General features: G+C 44.4%; 18 protein-coding genes and 1 pseudogene. 14 read left to right on the top strand and 5 right to left on the bottom strand.

Annotated features, from left to right (window positions below; translation table 11 throughout):
* Together IQR33_RS34900 and IQR33_RS30340 are read left to right on the top strand one after the other, a co-directional pair.
* Positions 1-631: pseudogene (locus IQR33_RS34900) on the top strand (MFS transporter); the annotation flags it as partial.
* 283 nt (positions 632-914) lie between these two features.
* Positions 915-1928, top strand: coding sequence for an acyltransferase (locus tag IQR33_RS30340; protein WP_017821298.1), 1014 nt, complete (start codon positions 915-917; stop codon positions 1926-1928).
* Here the strand turns inward: IQR33_RS30340 and IQR33_RS30335 are convergent.
* On the bottom strand, positions 1925-2254 hold the full coding sequence (locus tag IQR33_RS30335; RefSeq protein ID WP_005378719.1) for a DUF2500 domain-containing protein: 330 nt from the start codon (positions 2252-2254) through the stop codon (positions 1925-1927). The genes IQR33_RS30340 and IQR33_RS30335 overlap by 4 nt on opposite strands.
* 328 nt (positions 2255-2582) lie before the next feature.
* Between IQR33_RS30335 and IQR33_RS30330 the strand changes: the two genes are divergently transcribed.
* From IQR33_RS30330 to IQR33_RS30315, 4 genes are all read left to right on the top strand, one after another.
* Positions 2583-2951, top strand: coding sequence for a hypothetical protein (locus tag IQR33_RS30330; RefSeq protein WP_005378717.1), 369 nt, complete (start codon positions 2583-2585; stop codon positions 2949-2951).
* Between the two features lie 1081 nt (positions 2952-4032).
* On the top strand, positions 4033-4653 hold the full coding sequence (locus IQR33_RS30325) for a lysoplasmalogenase (protein ID WP_005389670.1): 621 nt from the start codon (positions 4033-4035) through the stop codon (positions 4651-4653).
* A 69-nt stretch (positions 4654-4722) separates the two neighbouring features.
* Positions 4723-4944, top strand: a complete 222-nt coding sequence (locus IQR33_RS30320) for a YecH family metal-binding protein (protein WP_005378711.1) — start codon at positions 4723-4725, stop codon at positions 4942-4944.
* Positions 4945-5050: 106 nt separating this feature from the next.
* Positions 5051-5635 carry a YhgN family NAAT transporter gene (locus tag IQR33_RS30315; RefSeq protein ID WP_005389671.1) on the top strand — a complete coding sequence of 195 codons (585 nt, stop codon included), beginning with the start codon at positions 5051-5053 and terminating at the stop codon, positions 5633-5635.
* Between the two features lie 57 nt (positions 5636-5692).
* Here IQR33_RS30315 and IQR33_RS30310 read toward each other — a convergent pair whose 3' ends face one another.
* Positions 5693-5959, bottom strand: a complete 267-nt coding sequence (locus tag IQR33_RS30310) for a DUF1145 domain-containing protein (RefSeq protein WP_005378704.1) — start codon at positions 5957-5959, stop codon at positions 5693-5695.
* Positions 5960-5984: 25 nt separating this feature from the next.
* Positions 5985-6584 carry a 16S rRNA (guanine(966)-N(2))-methyltransferase RsmD gene (gene rsmD / locus IQR33_RS30305; RefSeq protein ID WP_005378702.1) on the bottom strand — a complete coding sequence of 200 codons (600 nt, stop codon included), beginning with the start codon at positions 6582-6584 and terminating at the stop codon, positions 5985-5987.
* Between the two features lie 230 nt (positions 6585-6814).
* On the opposite strand from rsmD, the gene ftsY reads away from it, so the two are divergent.
* From ftsY to glpG, 6 genes are all read left to right on the top strand, one after another.
* Entirely contained in the window at positions 6815-8053 is a 1239-nt protein-coding gene (gene ftsY / locus IQR33_RS30300) for a signal recognition particle-docking protein FtsY (protein WP_086047095.1), read from the top strand.
* Positions 8054-8075: 22 nt separating this feature from the next.
* On the top strand, positions 8076-8750 hold the full coding sequence (gene ftsE / locus IQR33_RS30295) for a cell division ATP-binding protein FtsE (protein ID WP_005378697.1): 675 nt from the start codon (positions 8076-8078) through the stop codon (positions 8748-8750).
* Complete coding sequence (ftsX, locus tag IQR33_RS30290) at positions 8740-9708, top strand: permease-like cell division protein FtsX (protein WP_005378695.1); 969 nt, start codon at positions 8740-8742, stop codon at positions 9706-9708. The genes ftsE and ftsX overlap by 11 nt, the downstream gene beginning before the upstream one ends.
* 176 nt (positions 9709-9884) lie before the next feature.
* Positions 9885-10742 carry an RNA polymerase sigma factor RpoH gene (rpoH, locus tag IQR33_RS30285; protein ID WP_005378693.1) on the top strand — a complete coding sequence of 286 codons (858 nt, stop codon included), beginning with the start codon at positions 9885-9887 and terminating at the stop codon, positions 10740-10742.
* Positions 10743-11235: 493 nt separating this feature from the next.
* Positions 11236-11556, top strand: a complete 321-nt coding sequence (gene glpE, locus IQR33_RS30280) for a thiosulfate sulfurtransferase GlpE (RefSeq protein WP_005378691.1) — start codon at positions 11236-11238, stop codon at positions 11554-11556.
* Entirely contained in the window at positions 11556-12398 is an 843-nt protein-coding gene (gene glpG / locus IQR33_RS30275; protein ID WP_193838024.1) for a rhomboid family intramembrane serine protease GlpG, read from the top strand. The genes glpE and glpG overlap by 1 nt, the downstream gene beginning before the upstream one ends.
* A 63-nt stretch (positions 12399-12461) precedes the next feature.
* Here glpG and IQR33_RS30270 read toward each other — a convergent pair whose 3' ends face one another.
* Positions 12462-12872: a flagellar basal body-associated protein FliL gene (locus tag IQR33_RS30270; RefSeq protein WP_005378687.1), complete on the bottom strand. Its 411-nt coding sequence runs from the start codon at positions 12870-12872 to the stop codon at positions 12462-12464.
* Positions 12873-13033: 161 nt separating this feature from the next.
* Between IQR33_RS30270 and IQR33_RS30265 the strand changes: the two genes are divergently transcribed.
* Both IQR33_RS30265 and ubiA read left to right on the top strand, forming a co-directional pair.
* Complete coding sequence (locus IQR33_RS30265) at positions 13034-13573, top strand: chorismate lyase (RefSeq protein ID WP_005378686.1); 540 nt, start codon at positions 13034-13036, stop codon at positions 13571-13573.
* On the top strand, positions 13574-14428 hold the full coding sequence (gene ubiA / locus IQR33_RS30260; protein WP_005378684.1) for a 4-hydroxybenzoate octaprenyltransferase: 855 nt from the start codon (positions 13574-13576) through the stop codon (positions 14426-14428). It begins immediately after the preceding gene.
* Between the two features lie 64 nt (positions 14429-14492).
* On the opposite strand, the gene plsB is transcribed toward ubiA, so the two are convergent.
* On the bottom strand, positions 14493-16484 hold a 1992-nt coding region (plsB, locus tag IQR33_RS30255), incomplete at its 5' end, for a glycerol-3-phosphate 1-O-acyltransferase PlsB (RefSeq protein ID WP_193844287.1).

Genomic DNA, 16484 nt, shown 5'->3' with positions numbered 1-16484 from the left:
TAAAGCAAAGAGTAAACCTAAGTTTCGCCAAATATTCTCCAAGTCTGAATCGATAAACATTTTATCCGCAGCTCGCATGTTCTTGTTTGGGGCGCGTGATGTGTGGTTTGTGGTCGCTCTGCCTATTTATCTTGGTAGCGTGTTTGGCTGGGATCACTTGTGGGTTGGTAGCTTTCTCGCAGCGTGGGTTATTGCTTATGGGTTTGTGCAAGGCTTTGCGCCGCGTATTACTGGCAAAGCGCAAGGTCGTGTGCCTGATGGTAGTGCTGCATTGGTGTGGGCAGGAATCCTAGCGTTAATTACGGCTGGTATTGCTTATGGTGTGCAAATCGGTTGGCAGCCTGAATTGGTGATTGTGGTAGGTTTGATGATTTTTGGCGCTGTGTTTGCCATTAACTCTTCGCTGCACTCGTACTTGATAGTGAGCTACGCTAAAGGCGATGGCGTCTCGTTGGATGTCGGTTTTTACTACATGGCCAATGCGATGGGACGTTTGATTGGCACGGTATTATCGGGTTGGATCTACCAAGAGGCTGGTCTTGCAGCGTGCTTATGGGTTTCTTTTGCTTTCTTGGCACTGACGACGCTGATTTCAATTAAGTTGCCAAAAGCTAATGTTGCTACTGCGTAACTACCCCCAGTATCGCTATCTGTAGATGGTATAAATGGCTCCAAATCGGAGCCATTTTTGTTTCTTATGCGCCGTTTGCTGTAATCAGATTGTTTCGGTTTGGCATCGAGAGTGAATACTGATGCTTGGTTTTTGGTTCTCGTTAAGTGATTAGAGTGGTGATGAAATCCCCGTTGTAGGTCATTGTTGAGTTAAAAATAAGCAAAAACAGATTGTTAACTATTTCACTGGTTGAGATTTACCCTATGCTATAAACGATAAGCGACTCAAAGTAGGGAAAGGTATGAGAGAAAGGGTTCTGTTTTTTGATTTATTGCGCTGCTTCGCAGCGGTAGCAGTGATCGCCATTCACGTCTTGGCACCGTATCGAAATGAGTTAGGAGTGATTCCATTTGACCAATGGCTGACAGCGGTAGGCGTGAATAGCGTAACCCGCTGGGCAGTGCCAGTTTTTATTTTGATCACCGGAGCGCTAATGCTCAGTGACACTCGACCATTTGACGGTAAGTATTATATCAAAAGGCGTTTGGGCAAAGTTTTAGTTCCATTTCTTATTTGGTCGATGTTTTATGCATACCTTTCAGGCTGGACTTCTCAAGGCTTTGATTTTGAAACCGTAAAAGAGGTATTAAGCAATAGCCCATTCCACGCAACGTATTACCATCTCGGCTTTTTCTATTACTTTATACCACTGTATTTTGTGATTCCGCTGTTTCAATGGATGGTACGCAACGTGGATGACAACGTCTTGTATACCTATCTCGCATTTTGGCTTTTCACCAGCACTCTGTTCTTGTTCAAGATTGATGGCCCTTGGAGTAATCAGATGTGGCTTTATATGGGTTACCTTCCACTGGGGTATGTTTTATTTCAAAAGGTACCTTTGAATCGCTCTATGGTGACCTTATTTGTTGGGCTAGGACTCGTGGCGTTGGCAGTGACCTTTACGATGGTTGTGACAAATAGCTTAGAGGCGGAGAAGTATACGGTTGGGCGCTGGCTCTCTTATAAAACACTGAATGTGATTCTAGCGGCTTCGATGATTTTTATGATCGGGCGTTACTTTGGTGAAGGCTTATCACCAAAAGTACAAAAAGCGGTCAGTGTGATCAGTCAGCACAGCTTGGGGATTTACTTACTTCACCCTATTTTCTTATGGCCGATGAAAGAGTTCGGTTGGTACACAGGACATCCTGCTTGGGTGATTCCAGTCTGGATCGTTCTTAGTGGATCTGGAGCCTTAGCGATGAGCTATCTCTTTTCTCGTTCTGCCAAGACTCGTTGGTTACTGCCTTAACGTTTGATAGCGAAGTGAAGGAACTTGTTGCCGCGATAGGTCAGTGTTCCCTTATCTCCAGGGTTGAGTGCATGGTAGTAATGCACTCCAATTTGGAATTCACGCTTTGGACCGATAGAACCACGTTGAACGTAAATCCAATACTCTTGATCGTCTTGACCTGGTGGTGCGTTTGGTATGTCTATCGCTTGTTTATCTAAAACCGTTACCTGCGCGCTTTGCTCTGGAGCGTCTTCGCCCACATAGTGCTTACTATAAAAACGGAAAAACACCCACGCGCCCAAGGCAATAAGGGCGAATAGGGCGAAAATAAGTGAGATTGGCATATTAACCTCCAATGTTTTATCGGGTCCCATTCTACAGAACTCGCTGACGAAACGATGAGTTGAGGTAACTTATTCATAATCTAATGAAAGGGACATGAATTTTATTCGGCGCACTTCACGGTTTATCTCAATGGGGACGCGATGAAATTGTTGCTTCATCTGTAAGCTACGTCACTAAAGCTGAACTAAGCAGCTTTCACTTGTCTGGCTATATGAGCTCAAGGGCACAAATTGAAAGTAAAATTGCACTTAACGGCTCGAAAAAGCTCTAAATTTATAGAAGAATAAAAATAATGAACATAGGAAGGGTCTGGTAAGGAGGGTTACGATGTCAGATATTGAAAAAGTAGTCATGCGTACCCGAACGATCGAAAAACTTTTGCGTACTCAGTACCATGCAGAAGGGAAAGGGTTGCACCAACTTATTAATAGTTGTGAAGAACGTTTACCGCATGACGTGATAGCAAAGCTTCGATTCATCGCAACCGTGCGTAACAAAGTGGTGCACGAAGACGATTACAAGCTGGATGATCGTAAAGGCTTTATGGCGGCATGTGATGCTTGTGAAAAAGAGCTGACACCAAGAAGCTCTCGCTTTATTTGGCGTACAGCAATTTTGCTAATGACGTTGATTACGCTGGCCGCTCTTGGTTTCTACTATATGCACTGGGATATTTTGTCTAAGCACATTCAGTAGAGCTATACAGATAAATAAAAAAGGACGCATTTGCGTCCTTTTTTATTTTAAATCATTGGGTTAGTACATCATTGGCAGTGTCATTAAACCCACAACCACTGCAATCATAACCAGCCCTTGTTTTTGAGAAGATGAAATCATAACACTACCCCTTAATCTTTGATGAACTCGATGAATTTAATATAGCACTGTTTTTGGGGTTTGATCAACATATGCTCGTTAATCTTTTCAAAAACCACACTTAACTTGTCTGGTTTTACGTGATTCTGACTAATGAAACTATGTTTTTTGTGCTGTATTTAAAGTGTTCACATTGTTTTATTTCTATCCTTTTTTGTTTTAAGTGTATGATTTTATAATGTTAAATGGTTTGTGGTGTTGGCTTTGTAATTGTTTTTTGTTTCGAATGGTATGTTGGGTGTTTATTTTGTCTGTATTTCTCAAAAATTGAGAAAATTAAAAAATGTGCTATGAGGTTGCATCGTCAAATCGAAAGCATGGAGTGAGATTTTCTTACCTTATGAGAAAATATGGGCTTCAAAAGTGTTTAGTGATTTTATGGTTTATGAAGTCCGCACTTTTATCTGTTATTGAAATTATGGTTTTATTTATCATTGACTTACTTTTCTTGTCTGATGTTTTTTTTACTGAATTAAGGTCGGTTTTCTTAGTTTTTACCCCTAGTCATCAGTGGTTTCTCCTCTCTTAGAGCGCTACTAAGACTATTTTCTATTTTGTGTCTGTTATTTATTCTTGCTGCCTGCATTACATACATCCTGGTGGTTTAATCGTCAGTTTGTGAAATGGCGGCTTACCTGGAGCACTTATCTGTTTTTCAGTTAAATAGTTTTAGAAAGCGTTGGTTATTGTGTCGTGTGATTTGATGGGTTCGGCTGATGAGCAAAGCTTGGCCCCAATGTTTAGTGGCATCATTCAGGCTCATCGGCTTTATTATTACGTAGGCTGAGGGTTACAAAATGTTTCGAATCGCTAGCGAGATCCAACTTTCGTAGATTGTGTCTTTACATCAAAACTGGTCTACCTAGACTAGCGGCGAGTTTAAGTAAAAGGTGTATACTGCATGTGGAGTTGGCTGGCGATAGGGCTATCAGGTGTGTATTCCGTGTTGGGAGCAAAGCAAGCTAACCCGACACAATCCCTCGTGTTTAAAATCTTTACTCTGCTACTTCTTCTTGTGTTGGTGTTAACTCAAGGTGCATCCGCAACATATACCTACTGGATTGCGGGTGGGCTTATTGTGTCTATGGTGGCAGATACGCTGCACTCGTTTAAAACTCGTAAGCTAATCTATTTTACGGCTTATCTGGTTGCCCAGGTATGCTACAGCAAGTCATTTTGGGTGCAGCTTAATGGTGAGATTGTCTGGTGGCTGTTGGCCCTGTTGCTTGCAGCGAGTATCGTGGCGTTCTTTTTGTTGCTACCTCAACTCGACTCTCTGGTATTCCCTGTTGTGATCATGGGGATGATGCTGGTTCAACTTGCTTGGGCAGCCGGTGAAGTTTGGTTACAAGTGCCGAGTTACGCCAATGCTATCGGCTTTAGCGGAACCTTAGTTCTCATCTATTCGGCGCTGGCATACGCGATACACGGTTATCGAAAACCGATGAAACACGCCTATTTGTGGGTGAGTGGCAGTTACTTTTTTGCTCATGCCCTCATTGTTGCCTCAATCATTTACTAATTTAAGTCAAAGCAGCTCTTGAGGATTTCAGTAAACTGAACGCATTGTTCTTAATAACTGGAGTCAATAATGAGTGAAATCCATGCTCACGAGCTGCTAAACCTACTTAGAGAAACACCAATGGATCGCGAAGCCCTCACACAGCACTTTGGTGCTAGCGTTCGCTTTCACACCTGTAAACTGAATGATCTAGACTTAGATGCATTACTAGCATTTTTGCTCAAGCGCGACAAAATTCGTGAGCTTGAAGGTAAGTTTGTGGTCAATATGGCGCGAGTTTGCAATCACTAAACGGCGGCTAAGATCGAGGGTGACTATGGTGTTTTCGCCCTCAGTCATATACTCATGTTGTCAGTTTGCTATACACTGGCCGCCATTTTTTAGGTGAGGCCAGAATATGGACATTCTTTCTGCAGCGACCATGCTGTTTCTAATCATGGACCCTCTCGGTAACTTGCCGATTGTGTTGTCTATTCTCAAACATATCGATCCCAAGCGTCGTCGTAAGGTATTGATTCGTGAACTACTGTTTGCCTTACTGATTTTGATGTTGTTTCTGTTTGCAGGACAAAGCATCTTAAGTTTTTTGCATGTCCAGCCAGAAACGCTCAGCATTTCAGGTGGCATTATTCTCTTCATTATTGCGATTAAGATGATTTTCCCGAGTGCTGGCAGCATCACTGGACTGGCAGCAGGCGAGGAGCCCTTTATTGTTCCGATGGCCATTCCTATGATCGCGGGCCCTTCAGTGATTGCAGCCTTGCTTTTACTGTCTTCGCAACATCCAGAGAAAATGTTGGAAATGTCAGCATCAGTCGTAATTGCGTGGGGCGCAACATTTTTTATACTGATGTTTTATGGCTTCTTTAATCGCTTGTTGGGTGAACGTGGCTTGAAGGCGGTAGAACGCTTAATGGGCTTGTTACTGGTGATGATCTCCACTCAAATGTTCTTGGATGGTGTAAAAAGTTACATTGGGTGACGAACGAAACGCAGAAAAAAAGCCGCTCACAAGAGCGGCTTTTTCGTATCTGAGCGATTACATCATGTGTTTACGACGAATATCGAGTAGGGCAAAAATACCAAAAATCAGGATTGAATATTTTTCCCAACTGCTCATTTTTATTTTGTCGCCAAATGCACCAATGAAGATGGCCATTTGTAAACCGTGCATGATGAACAAAAAAGCGGTCATGATGTATAGCGCAATCGCGGCATTGCCGGGAAAGGGCATAAAAATATTTAGGATTAATACTAACCAAACAAAGGCGATAGCCGCTTTGGCCAGCATAATTAGTGCTTTCATTTAAGTATCCTTTTAAATCGAGGCGTTATGCGGAGGTACGTTCGTACAGACGATAGCTCACTTGGCCTGCTGTTTTTTCTCGATGTAATTGCCAGTTTTCTGGTAAGTCGGCAATATTGAGTTCTTTTTCTGTTTCAATATAAATCATCGCATCTTCCGCGAGCCAGCCATTTTGTTCTAGCAGAGCCACGGTCTCATCCAATAGACCTTTGCGAAACGGTGGGTCAATAAACACCACATGGTGAGCAGAACCCGGTTGCTTCAAAAAACTCAGTGCGTCGGTATTTACCACTTGGATGTTGTTCGCGTTAAGAGAGGCAACATTCTTTTGTAACTGTTGGAAAGCTTGTGGGTTTAGCTCAACCATGGTCACTTGCTCTGCTTGGCGCGAAGCTGACTCAAATCCCAAGCCGCCAGAGCCAGCAAACAAGTCGAGACATTTTGCCTGTGGTACATCTTGAGCTAACCAGTTAAACAGCGTTTCTTTGACGCGATCTGTCGTGGGGCGTAAGCCTTCAGCATCGTGTACAGGAAGTTTTCTGCCTCTCCATAAGCCACTAATAATGCGAACAAAGCCCGTTGTTGGCTTTTTTTGTGATGAGTTTTGCTGGCGACGTCTTACCATAGATTTTTTGACCGCTAATAAAGTGATACTATATCTAATCGCCCAAGCAATGAGCTTGGAGCTTGGATACAGCCCAGAATATTCAAGATGACAGAGTGTAACACTAATAAGATTAGAATTACCTAATCGGAAAGTTTTCAGAACTTTGTCATTAGCCTTTTTTAGACAGATAATAATCTTGTCAAAAAAGAGTCATTAATAGATAAAAGAACAATCTAGGATAGCCCCAGATGACGGAAAAAAAGAAGCGCGGATTACTTTCGTGGCTAGGTTTTGGTGACGAAGAACAAAGCCCAAAACCAAAAACTGAAGAAACAGTAAAAGAAGAAGCAGTGGAAGCGCCTTCTGAAGAGCAGCAAACCGAAGCGGTTGCTGAGCAAGCGGAAGCAACGCCAGAACTTGAAGAAGAAGCGAAACAATCAGAGGCTGCCCCAGCAGAAGCAGAAGCAGAAGCAGAAGCAGAAGCAGAAGCAGAAGCAGAAGCAGAAGCAGAAGAGCCAGAAGTCGTATCGGCCGCGCCTCGTGTTCAAGAACAAGAAAAGCCAACAGAAAGCTTTTTTGCTCGTCTTAAACGCAGCCTAAGCCGAACAAAAGCAAATATTGGTGCTGGCTTCTTCGGTCTGTTCAGCGGTAAGAAAATCGATGAGGACTTATTTGAAGAGCTAGAAGAGCAACTGCTTATTGCTGATGTGGGCATGAATACCACAACAAAAATTATCAACAACCTGACAGAAAAAGCCACACGTGGCGATCTGAAAGACGGCGAAGCCCTTTATGGTTTGTTGAAAGAAGAAATGGCTGAGATTCTTTCTAAAGTCGAACAGCCACTAGAAATCGATAGCAACAAAACGCCTTACGTCATCTTGATGGTGGGTGTAAATGGCGTGGGTAAAACCACGACCATCGGTAAGCTAGCGAAGCAGTTCCAAACTCAAGGCAAAAAAGTGATGCTTGCAGCGGGCGATACTTTCCGTGCCGCAGCGGTTGAGCAGTTACAAGTGTGGGGTGAACGTAATAATGTTCCTGTGATTGCTCAACATACTGGCGCAGACAGTGCCTCTGTTATCTATGATGCGATTGAAGCGGCAAAAGCACGTGGTGTGGATGTGGTGATTGCTGATACAGCAGGTCGTCTACAGAACAAAGCGAACCTAATGGAAGAGCTGCGTAAGATTGTACGTGTGATGAAGAAAATTGATGACTCTGCACCACATGAGATCATGCTAACGCTTGATGCAGGTACAGGACAAAATGCCATTAGCCAAGCGAAACTTTTCAGTGATGTTGCCCCTCTAACCGGGATTACTTTGACTAAGCTGGATGGTACAGCCAAGGGCGGCGTAATTTTCGCTATCGCTGATCAGTTCGGTATTCCAATTCGTTACATTGGTGTGGGTGAAGGTATCGAAGACTTGCGTCCATTTGAAACTCAAGAGTTTATTGACGCACTGTTTAGTCGTGAAGAATAAAAAGAGTTAGAGGAAATCAACGGTGATCAAATTTCAGCAAGTAAGCAAAGCTTACCGAGGTGGTCGACAAGCACTGCAAAAAGTCGATTTTCACCTGAGGCGCGGTGAAATGGCGTTTTTAGGTGGACATTCCGGGGCTGGTAAAAGTACCTTGCTGAAATTGATCTGCGCGATAGAGCGACCAACCGATGGCAAAATCCATTTTAATGGCCACGACATCACGCGTATTCCAGGCAAAGACATCCCTTTTTTGCGCCGCAATATTGGGATTGTTTTTCAAGATCATCGCCTATTGATGGATCGCAGTGTGTACGACAATGTCGCTCTGCCAATGCGTATCGAATCGATTTCTGAAAACGAAATCAAACGCCGTGTTTCTGCGGCGTTAGATAAAACGGGCTTACTCGATAAAGCTCGTTGTCTACCTAGTCAACTTTCTGGTGGTGAGCAACAGCGCGTCGGTATTGCCCGTGCTGTGGTTAATCGACCAACGTTGCTGGTGGCTGATGAGCCTACGGGTAACCTTGACCCAGAATTATCCAACCGTGTGTTGCGTCTATTCGAAGAATTTAACCGTGCGGGCGTGACTATCCTACTTGCCACGCACGATGTGGGGTTAGTAAACACTCGCCCACAGTATCGTCATTTTGAATTGAACCAAGGCTTCCTAAGTGAGGTAGAAGACTATGGCAGGTAACAAGCACTCCCAAAAGAAGGGGAAAGGCCGCAGTGCCAAGCGTGCGAATACCGATGGTTTTTTCTCTGTCCACGCAAAACAAGCTAAATCCTCTTTTAGCGCCTTATGGCAACGACCACTAGGCAACATTCTGACTCTAGCGGTCATCTCCATGGCACTTGCCATGCCAGCTTGTTTGTATCTATTGGGGAAAAACGTTGCGGGGGCAGCGGAAGATGTCGCTTCTCCTTCACAAGTTAGTGCTTACTTAGTTGAAGGTATGCCGGATGCGCGAGTGATGGTTCTCAAAGATCAAATTGAAACTTGGCCTTTGGTAAAAGAGGTAGAGTATATTTCACCGCAACAAGGTCTATCTGATTTAAGCCAATATGCAGGGTTCGACCAAGCTATCAGCCTCTTAAGTGGCTATGCGCTACCTGGTGTGTTGGTGATTACGCCAGATTCGGAGCTAAAAAGTGATATTCAGTCATTAGCCAAAGACGTTCGAGAGCAACAAGATGTGACCGACGTGAGACTTGACGAAGACTGGCTAGCGCGTCTTGATGCCATCAAAACTCTCGCGAGTATTATTGTCATTACCCTGACAGTGCTGATGCTCGGTGCGGTATTTTTAATCGTTGGCAATACATTGCGATTTAATGTGCTGGCGAATAAAGAAGAGATTCAAACCATGAAACTGATCGGTGCGACGGACAGTTTCATTCTGCGCCCTTACTTGTACACAGGTATGTGGTTTGGCGTGTTAGGTGCCACTATTGCGTGGTTGGTAACGGCTTTAGTGACCATTGTCATGAATAGTGCGGTGGAAGACCTTGCTGCGTTGTACGATAGCCAGTTCCGCCTGATTGGTCTAAGTTGGGATGAATCTTTGTTACTAATCATCATTGGGAGTCTTTTGGGATGTATTGCGGCGCGCTTTTCTGCGCAACGACATTTAAAAGAAATTGAACCAGTTTAAGTGATGGCGGTCTTATTACTTGGATTTCATTAGCACTAGCTAATTTTGAACCCTTGCTTAGACCAAATGTTTATGGATAATTGCTTCCCCTTCTTGAAACTTGTTCATTTTGAGTTCAAGATATCGAAGCTAAATTGCAATGTAATGCTCCAGATCAGAGATTGATGAGGAATTGAATGACAAAAGAAGCGTATCCGATGGCTCTAGTCACGCAAGATAGCCTTGATAGCTATATTCGCTCAGTAAACAGCTACCCAATGCTGACTGCAGACGAAGAGCGTGAGCTGGCAGAACGATTACACTATAAAGGTGAGATTGAGGCTGCAAAAGGTCTAATTCTTTCGCACCTACGATTCGTTGTTCACGTTGCTCGTGGTTACTCTGGCTACGGTTTGCCAATGGCGGATCTTGTGCAAGAGGGTAACATCGGTCTAATGAAAGCCGTTAAGCGTTTTAACCCAGAAGTAGGGGTTCGCTTGGTTTCTTTTGCTGTCCACTGGATCAAAGCAGAGATCCACGAATACGTGCTACGTAACTGGCGTATCGTGAAAATTGCGACCACTAAAGCGCAACGTAAATTGTTCTTCAACCTGCGTAAGTCGAAAAAGCGCTTGGGTTGGTTTAACAACGGTGAAGTGGAAACCGTTGCGCGCGAGTTAGGTGTTGAGCCTTCTGAAGTTCGCGAGATGGAATCACGCTTAGCGGCGGTGGATTCAACCTTTGATATGCCAACTGATGAAGACGACAGCTCAAACGCTTACACAGCGCCGATGCTATACCTAGAAGACAAATCGTCTGATGTGGCCGACAACATTGAAGCCGCCAACTGGGAAATGCATACCAACAATCGCTTGGGTCATGCATTAGCGAGTTTGGATGAGCGTAGTCAGCGCATCGTGCGTTCTCGTTGGTTAGATGATGAGAAAGCAACATTGCAAGACTTAGCTGATGAGTTCGGTGTTTCTGCCGAGCGTATTCGCCAGCTAGAAAAAAATGCAATGAAGAAACTAAAATTGGCTGTGGGTGAATTTTAATTTCCACTGCTAATTGAAAGTAAGATTTTCATAGAAAGCCGAGATCATGTGATCTCGGCTTTTTTATTGTCGATCGAAAATCGATAGCGTTTGCGATCCGGATTTTATGTGCTACCTGTGTATAACTCTGTGAAGTAATTATTTATCAACTGTTCGAAACCCGGACAAAATAAGGGATTCAAGCACTTTTCCATCTGGGGATAGTTATAGATATACACACAGTTAGATCAGGATCATCACTACATATTGTGGATCAAAAGATCCAAATACACTTTATCAACGCAATTCACAGCTTTATCCACAAATGGTTGGAATGTGTACACTTTTGAAAACCCTGATTATCCATGTGTCTAAGTTTGCCGTTGGATAGGTTACAATAGCGGCAGTATACCCAAGCAGCTTCAAATATGGATTTTATGCTGTACCACGGGTGCTGATTAGTACGTTAGGTTCGAGGTTGCTTGGGTATATTAATAAGACAATGAGAAAGTAAATGGATCAGTTTAAGCATATCGATGTACAAGGTGCGCAAGCGCTGCTCGAGCAGGGTGATGCGAAGCTTGTAGATATCCGTGACCCTCAATCGTTTGCCGTTGCACATGCCGAGTCCGCGTATCACTTAACTAACGATACGATCGTTGCGTTTATGGATGAAGTGGAGTTCGAACAACCTATTCTAGTGATGTGTTACCACGGTATTAGTAGCCAAGGTGCGGCGCAATATTTGGTTAACCAAGGCTTTGAACAGGTGTACAGTGTAGATGGTGGCTTTGAAGCCTGGCATCGAGCAGAACTACCGATAGTGAGAAGTTAATGAAGAGATTGGTAACGTTAAATAATCCACGTATGGCGCAAGCCTTTATTGATTATATGGCCTCTCGCCAAATTGACATCGAAATGATGCCAGAAGGGGATGGGCAATTTGCGCTGTGGCTGACTGATAGCCAGCATGAAATAGAAGCGGAAGCCGAACTTAAGCTGTTCCTTGCTAACCCGTCTGATTCAAAATACAGCGCCGCCTCGTGGGACGTTGCCGATACTCGTAAGAGCACATTTCATTATTCCAGCCCGAGTATCATGAGCATGGTCAAAGCGAAAGCTGGCCCCATGACTTTGCTGATCATGACAGTCTGTATCATCACCTACTTGTTACAAATGTTTGGCTTTGGCAATGGCGTGTTTAAGTTGTTGCACTTCCCGGCTTTTGAGGGGCAACAATGGCAAGTGTGGCGATGGCTAAGTCATGCGTTACTGCACTTTTCAGTAACTCACATCGTGTTTAACTTACTATGGTGGTGGCAGTTGGGTGGCGACATCGAACGTCGTCTCGGTTCCGGTAAGCTATTGCAACTCTTTGTGGTGTCGGCAGCGCTTTCAGGGGCTGGCCAGTTCTATGTTGAAGGGGCTAACTTCGGCGGCTTGTCTGGCGTGGTCTATGCACTGCTTGGTTATTTGTGGATATTGGGTTACCGCTTGCCACATTTAGGCCTTACGCTACCCAAGCCAATTATCGTCTTTATGTTGGTATGGTTAGTTCTTGGTTTTGTGCAGCCATTTATGGCGATTGCAAACACCGCTCACTTAGTTGGGCTACTGTCGGGGATGGCGATTGCGCTGTTTGATTCAGGCAAGATGAAATACCAACAGCAAGCCTAAAGCAGATGAAATGAAAAGACCGCTCAAGGGCGGTCTTTTTTTATGTTCAAAACGGATTTGGGTTTATTGATAAAGGTATTTTGTAAACAACAAATCGGCAATGATGGTTTTACCTGTTTCAGGCAAAAGTGTTTCGTTGAGGGTCGTCACTAAGGTTTTGCGCAGATCTTCTCGGCCAGACAGGGACTTAATCGTATCTTCTGTTTGCTTACCCAGTAATTCAATCACTGCATCGCGAATCAAAGGTTGGTGATGCTCAACAACTGATAAATCTTGTTGACTCATTACCATGATGTCGATGCGCACTTGCACATAACCTAACTTTTTGCCTTTGGTGTAAAAGTTAGTAGTGAGATCAGGCTCTAGGGTAAAGTATGCCAACTTAGGTCCAGCTTCTTCCGTTTCAGCCCAACTTGGTGCGGCGAATAGTATGGTTAACGCAAAAATAATTTGGGCTATATAACGTTTGTACATATTTCTAACTTTTCTTTCTCTGGATCGCGATATTCGAATCGCTTCAGTCTTGATACAATGGGCCGTCTATAACAAATAACGGAACTTACGGTTACATACATTACTATGGACGGTAAGTTGTTGCTTTATTGTACGCATAAAGCCTCCAATTGAATACTAGTATGAATCAGCCAACATCACTCTATCTTGCTTCTTTATTGGAAGTAGAGTGGCAAAACCCCGAAGAATTCGAATTTCCAAATGAATTTGCCAAGCATTGGCTTGAAGAGCAAGGGTCTTTGTCACGTCGTTTAAAACAGCACTGCCAAGCGTTAACGGTAGAATTGCTACAAAATCAGATCGTCACTGCAGCGACATTAAAACAGGACGAAAGCCAGTTATTGTCCGAACAAGATTGCTTACTGAGAGAGGTCATTTTGTGCGGTGACAATAATAACTGGGTTATTGGGCGGACATTGATTCCTCGTTCAACCTTAGTTGATCAGCAGTATGATTTGGCTCAACAAGGGGATATCCCATTAGGATTAACAGTGTTCAGCGCAGATAACGTTGAGCGAGACTCTTTACAAATGGGATGGGTAGCCGTACCAGAAGGACGTTTGTTAGCGCGACGCTCAAGGTTGTGGATGAATCACAAACCGATGCTAGTCGCCGAGTTATTCTTATCTAATTCACCAGTTTACGCTAAGGAGACAGTGTAAATGTCCGCAGAAAAAGCCAAAGCATATTGGCAACTGATGCGCATGGATCGCCCGATTGGTTCACTGTTACTGATGTGGCCAACGATTTGGGCGCTAATTATCTCAGCCCAAGGGATGCCAAGTTGGGATGTATTCATCGTGTTTGTATTGGGGGTATTCCTAATGCGTAGTGCGGGGTGCGTGATTAATGATTTTGCAGATCGCAAAGTCGACGGCCATGTAAAGCGTACTAAGCAACGTCCACTGCCATCAGGGAAAGTGACAGCAAAAGAAGCGATTGGATTATTTTTGGTTTTGGGTATCAGCTCGTTTTTGTTAGTGCTGACCATGAACCCGCTGACGATTCAGCTATCCTTCGCTGGCATTGTGTTGGCGTTCATCTATCCATTTATGAAGCGTTACACTCATATTCCACAGCTATTTTTAGGCTTGGCTTTTAGCTGGGCGATTCCAATGGCGTGGGCTGCACAAACTGGGGAATTACCATTGATTGTTTGGTTTTTGTTCCTCATTAACGCTTTGTGGACCATTGCGTACGACACTCAATATGCGATGGTAGACCGAGATGATGATCTAAAGATTGGCATTAAATCGACGGCAATTCTGTTTGGTCGTCATGACAAGCTTATTATTGGCGTGTTGCAACTGATTACACTCGCGATGTTGGTTTGGTTAGGGCAGTTCTACCAATTGGGACAAAGTTACTACTGGACCCTTTTGATTGCAGCGTCATTGTTTGTTTATCAGCAGCACTTAATTCGTCACCGTGAGCGTGAGTTGTGCTTTAAGGCTTTCCTTAACAACAATTATGTTGGCATGGTGATAGCGATAGGTTTACTGGTCGCATTTTGGTAAGCGAAGAAATAGAAAAAGGCATCCGATTGGATGCCTTTTTTCTTATTGGAAGAAGGTAAAACGGTTACGACCGAAGTTGGTGAATACTCTCTTCGATCGTCAGTTTCACTTCTGGATAAAGCAGAGTGAACAGTAGTCGTGCAAATTGCTGCGTTTTCTTCGTGTCACAGTTACCATCGTTATCAAGGTATTTTTGCTGTTTGAGCGTATTGAACATGGCGGTAAACACACCTTTATCGAAGAATTCTGGCGCATTAATACCGTGTAAACGCCCTAGGCGCTGAGCAATATCTTGGCTCTTCTGCTCTAGGTCCGATTTACCCAGTTCAGGGTAAGCAACAAGCAAGTTCATCGCGATAGAGTAGCGTTGCAGCGTTTCAGTTATCGTACGACCTAGCAGAACCAAAGGCTGGTTGTTCGATTGATTGATTTCCAGCTTATCACCATCAAGACTAATCATTTTCTGATCGGCAAATTCATGCAGTGTTTTAACGACCAATTCATCCAACTCGTCTTCTTGGTAACTTAAGAACAGCTCTTTCTTCAAGAATGGGTAGATTTGCGCGACATTAGCTTGAATCTTGGCTACCGAAAGGTTGCGCTGACGAATGAGCATTTGGGCAATTAATGACGGCAGAGCGAACAAGTGAATGATGTTGTTGCGATAGTAAGTCATCAGGATCGATTGGCTACGGTCCAGCGAAATGATGTCACCCATGCTATCGGTTTCAATCACGAACTTATCAAGCGAAATTGCATGATCGACCAACTCCTCAGCACTTTCGGTAGGGATAGTGGAGGTGCTTGAGTACGGATTATTTTTGAGTAGCTTTAAGTAACACTCGATCTGATTGATCAGCGAGTCACGAGAAAGTGCACGTTGACGAGAAGCAAGCAGTGCGGTTGCACACAAGGTCAACGCGTTTGCTGCCGCCGCATCATTGATGTGCGTCATCATCTTATTAGCGAGGTCGTTCACCACAGGATTCATCCATTGTGGTTTGTTACCACCCATGCTGTCGATGTCTTTCGTCCACTCAGGAGCATGCTCGTTCAAGTATTGGTTGAGCTGAATTGGCTCACCGAAGTTCACATAGCCCAAACCAAAGTTACGCAGTTTACGCAGAGTACGCAGTACAAGCCCTGCGTTTTCTTTCTCTTTGCGTTTGCCACGCAGCTCTTTCGCGTAAGTGCCCACTTCCATTACGTGCTCGTAGCCGATGTAGACCGGCACTAGCGTTACTGGGCGGTTTAAACCACGTAGCATTGCTTGGATGGTCATAGCCAGCATACCCGTTTTCGCTTGCAGTAAGCGACCTGTACGTGAACGACCACCCTCACTGAAGTACTCGACTGAATAGCCTTTGGCAAACAGCTCAGCTAGATACTCACGGAAAATGGTTGAGTACAGTTTGTTGCCTTTAAAACTACGACGAATAAAGAACGCCCCACCACGACGGAAAAGCGGACCGGCCGGGAAGAAGTTCAAGTTAATGCCTGCCGCAATGTGCGGAGGCACCATGCCTTCATGGTATAAAACATAAGACAACAGCAGGTAGTCCATGTGACTACGGTGACACGGAACGTACACAATTTCGTGGCCGTCTTGCGCTAAACGACGCACAGTCGAGGCGTTATTGATGTGCAAACCTTGGTATAGTCTTGTCCATAACCAACTCAGGATGCGGTCGCCGTTTTTCACCAGACTATAGGAGAAGTCGGCAGCGATTTCATCCATGATGTCGTGGGCTTCTTTACGTGCCTTATCAATCGAGATGTTTTTGCTCTTGGCTTCGTCAGCAATCGCCAGTTCAATAGCTGGAGATTTTAGTAAACGAGCAAACAACACTTGGCGTTGTGGCAGGTTTGGGCCTGAAGCAGCCAGTTTCTGGCGTGAGAAGTGGATACGCGCCACGCGAGCCAGTTTGTGCGCAATTGCGCTGTCGGTACCGTGAGAGTCTGCCATATAACGCAGAGATACCACGGGACTAAAGCGAACTAAGCAGTCGCGTCCCGCCGCCATTACTGCTTTGGCTTTTTGCGGACCATTCATCGG

Origin of the sequence: Vibrio sp. OPT46, assembly GCF_015163535.1 — a bacterium.
Classification (GTDB): Bacteria; Pseudomonadota; Gammaproteobacteria; order Enterobacterales; family Vibrionaceae; genus Vibrio; species Vibrio alginolyticus.
The sequence above is the reverse complement of the archived record's forward strand: the minus strand, read 5'-3'. Positions and strand labels throughout refer to the sequence as shown.